1 pseudogene is annotated in these 1,102 nt (G+C 55.1%); it reads left to right on the top strand.

The features are described 5' to 3' along the window. Position 1: 1 nt before the first annotated feature. A pseudogene (locus HMPREF3119_RS14075) lies at positions 2–1,102 on the top strand (host specificity protein J); the annotation flags it as partial.

Raw genomic sequence — 1,102 nt, 5'->3', positions numbered from 1 at the left:
AATGACACAAATCACAGGCCGCAAAGGTGGCGGCGGCAGCCCGCGCACGCCCGTAGAACAACCGGATGATTTACAGTCCGTAGCCAAAGCAAAATTGCTGATCGCCCTCGGGGAAGGGGAATTTGCCGGTGAGCTGACCGGGAAGAATATCTTTCTGGATGGTACACCGCTGCTGAATGCTGACGGCTCGGAAAATTTTCCCGGCGTGGTGTGGGAATATCGCCCGGGTACCCAGGCACAACCCTATATTCAGGGGATGCCGGCGGCGGAGAATGAAATCACGGTTGGTACCACCGTGCAGAGCAGCACGCCGTGGGCGCATGCATTCACCAACCCGCAATTATCAGCTGTCCGCGTCCGCCTGAAATGGCCGTCCCTGTTCCGCCAGGAGGATAACGGGGACATGGTCGGGAATGAGGTGAAATACGCCGTTGATTTGCAGACTGACGGCGGCAGCTGGAAAACCGTTGTTGATGGCCGCGCAAAAGGCAAGACCACCTCGGGTTATGAGCGCACCCACCGCATTGATCTGCCGCAGTCGGCCACATCCTGGACACTGCGGGTACGGAAAATCACTGAAGATGCCAACAGCGCCAAAATAGGCGATACCATGGTGTTACAGAGCTACACCGAGGTGATTGATGCCAAACTGACTTATCCGCATACCGCGCTGCTGTATATCGAGTTTGATTCAAAGCAGTTTAACGGCTCGATTCCGCAGGTCACCTGTGAGCCGAAAATGAGGGTTATTCGCGTGCCGTCAAACTATGATCCGGAAAACCGGACATATTCCGGTACCTGGGACGGTTCGTTTAAATGGGCGTGGACTAATAACCCGGCCTGGATATTTTACGATATCGTGGTTTCCGATCGCTTCGGCCTCGGCGACCGCATCAAAATGCAGAATATCGATAAATGGGAACTGTACCGTGTTGCGCAGTATTGTGACCAGCCGGTACCGGACGGCAAAGGTGGCAGCGGCACTGAGCCGCGCTATATCTGTGATGTGTATGTGCAGGATCGCAATGAAGCCTATACCGTGCTGCGGGATTTTGCGGCCATCTTCCGGGGAATGACCTACTGGGGCGGTAACCAGATTATC

The organism is Morganella sp. HMSC11D09 (assembly GCF_001807955.1).
GTDB classification, from domain to species: Bacteria; Pseudomonadota; Gammaproteobacteria; order Enterobacterales; family Enterobacteriaceae; genus Morganella; species Morganella morganii.
The sequence above is the reverse complement of the archived record's forward strand: the minus strand, read 5'-3'. Positions and strand labels throughout refer to the sequence as shown.